Source organism: Nitrospinota bacterium (assembly GCA_035528715.1).
Taxonomy (GTDB): domain Bacteria; phylum JADFOP01; class JADFOP01; order DATKYB01; family DATKYB01; genus DATKYB01.
This window is the reverse complement of record DATKYB010000066.1, coordinates 1-2260: the sequence shown is the minus strand read 5'-3', so window position 1 is coordinate 2260 and position 2260 is coordinate 1. Positions and strand designations below refer to the sequence as shown.

Sequence of the window (2260 nt, the reverse complement as noted above, 5' to 3'; positions counted from 1 at the left end):
TTAATACCTGTTCTTTTTATAAGCTGGTTTGTCTTTAATCCTTTGACCTCGCTTAATATATCTAAGATCTTCTTCTCTACCTTCTTTTTTTGTATTCTCTTCTTTAATGATTCTCTTCCCTGCTCGGAAAGCATTACAAATTCATAGCTCTTTACATCCATACCCTTTGGTAATGCTGCTTTTACAACCTCGCCCCATGGACAAAAATAGTAATCAGATACCCACTTCGTGAGCTTTAGCATATCTTTATCAAAAACAGGTCTCTCGTCTAATACTGAAAGGATTTCTTTAATATCTTTTCTTTTAGAATAATCAATGAAATCAACAACATAGCCTGTCATTTTTCTGTTTCCAAAGGGAACATATACCCGCATTCCAATTTTTATTTTCTCCTTAAGATGAGATGGCACAGAATAGGTGAATATTTCATCTATTGGTAAACCTATAACTATTTGAGCAAATTTAACTTTCTCAGCCATCCCTCTCACCATTAAAAATCTCTTAATCAGAGTGTATATTTAAGCCAGATATCCGTCAAGAAAAAAGGCCTATACCATTAAGATACAGGCCCTTAAAAAATAAAAGCTACTAAACTTGAGAATAGTAGCTTTATTTTAAAATATTAATTTAATAATTAATCTTTCTTCTTATCTGTTACTTTATTGGTTTTCGAATCATATTTCTTTTTGGTCTCTAGAGGCTTAGCATAATCTGTGGCGTACCAACCGCTCCCTTTAAGATGAAAGGTAGACTTAGAGAGCAATTTTGAAACCTTTCCATTACATACTTCACATTTTTCAATGGGAGAATCAGAAAAACTCTGAATCTTTTCAAATCTGTGACCACATGAGTTACATTTGTATTCGTAAATCGGCATCTCTTCAAACCCCCCTTACTGCACATTACTTTAACAGCTACTCTTTAATTATCAATTATAACACAAAATCCTATTTTTTCAAGAGATTCCAGAGATTTATTAATTTTCGATAAACCTAAAATCTCTATAATGATTTAAAATATCATTCATTCCATGAATCTCAGTATTTCTAAGGATATTGTATGTATCAAAATGAACATTTTTTTCTTCAATTTCCTTTTCTTTAGAGGAACCCTCAAATTTCTTTATCAATCTGTTAAACCTTACAATATGAATGAGTTCATGTGTCATCACATATAACAAAAGGGGTTTGAGACATGTTCTGTCCCCTCTTTTTTTAACTGCCTCCATGATTTTATGGTCCTGAATACATATCCTGAAAAAATTAAAACGAAAACCCTGGCTCGCTTTTCCAGAAACCCCTCTATATTTTGAGAGCTGGGCAAATGCATTATCAGTTATCTCGTCTTTTTTGAGATCTTCCAGGGTTTTTAGGTCATATTTTATTCCTTTCCAATCCTTTGTATTGATATCGTAATAGTTTCGTGTCAAGGCTGCAGCATCATCTAGGGTGTTTTTTGCTAAATCTATACTATTCTTATCAAAATTAAAACGCTGATACATCTAAATCCTCAATTTAAAATTCTATTTATAATTTAAGCAATAAATGGAAAATGTCAAGATAAATTACAGAAAACCCTTCGAATAAACTTATCCTTTACCCAAGACTAAAAAATCTTGACTTTCATTATATAATAATATATTAATATATTTTCCCAATGAATAAAGGGGCGGGTAGCTCAGTTGGGAGAGCACCGGCCTTACAAGCCGGGGGTCACAGGTTCGAGCCCTGTTCCGCCTACCATTTTTGGTGGGGTCGTAGTTCAGCTGGTTAGAACGCCGGCCTGTCACGCCGGAGGTCGCGAGTTCGAGTCTCGTCGGCCCCGCCATAATAGACAAGAAGACCCTTTGGCGAGTATGTCAAAGGGTTTTCTATATGTAGAACAAAGGCTTAGGTCGTTGAGGTAGTAGTTCGAAGCTACAAGCCGGAGTAATTTTGCCTTTTCTTCATGATTTGCCTCTAAGTATAAAGGATATAATTTCTTAGAGAGTTCGAGTATCCTGCACCCATCTTCATAGAAGTTTAAATTAATCACCTTTGAGTCATTCATAGCAGACTTTATCTCTACCAATTGAGCCTTATATTCACTCTCTTTAGCCTTAAAAACGCTTTCCTCTATCTCTCCATCAAACTTTGCGTCATAGAGCCTGCTAAGGCGGTTATTTACCCTCTCACATTCGTTTCTGAGCGATTTTAGACGGTTTTCATGTAATGCTAAGGTGCTTTTATCGCTTTCCCTGAGAGCTTCTTTCATCCAGCCT

General features: G+C 35.3%; 3 protein-coding genes and 2 tRNA genes. 2 read left to right on the top strand and 3 right to left on the bottom strand.

Going from position 1 to position 2260, the window contains the following annotated elements; translation table 11 throughout:
- The 3 genes from VMW81_05185 to VMW81_05175 all read right to left on the bottom strand — a co-directional run.
- Nucleotides 1–479: primosomal protein N' (locus VMW81_05185; protein HUU50330.1), on the bottom strand; the 479-nt coding region annotated here is incomplete at its 3' end.
- A gap of 155 nt (nt 480–634) precedes the next feature.
- Complete coding sequence (locus VMW81_05180; GenBank protein HUU50329.1) at nt 635–877, bottom strand: zinc ribbon domain-containing protein; 243 nt, start codon at nt 875–877, stop codon at nt 635–637.
- A gap of 99 nt (nt 878–976) precedes the next feature.
- On the bottom strand, nt 977–1501 hold the full coding sequence (locus VMW81_05175; protein ID HUU50328.1) for a hypothetical protein: 525 nt from the start codon (nt 1499–1501) through the stop codon (nt 977–979).
- Between the two features lie 165 nt (nt 1502–1666).
- Here VMW81_05175 and VMW81_05170 point away from each other — a divergent pair.
- Both VMW81_05170 and VMW81_05165 read left to right on the top strand, forming a co-directional pair.
- Nucleotides 1667–1742 (top strand) — tRNA-Val (locus VMW81_05170).
- 8 nt (nt 1743–1750) lie between these two features.
- A tRNA-Asp gene (locus tag VMW81_05165) sits at nt 1751–1827 on the top strand.
- The last annotated feature ends 433 nt before the right edge of the window (nt 1828–2260 follow it).

Bases quoted from the DNA above. Each gene is read 5' to 3' on its own strand.
- VMW81_05180 (HUU50329.1), bottom strand. From the start codon at position 877: ATGCCGATTTACGAATACAAATGTAACTCATGTGGTCACAGATTTGAA.
- VMW81_05175 (HUU50328.1), bottom strand. From the start codon at position 1,501: ATGTATCAGCGTTTTAATTTTGATAAGAATAGTATAGATTTAGCAAAA.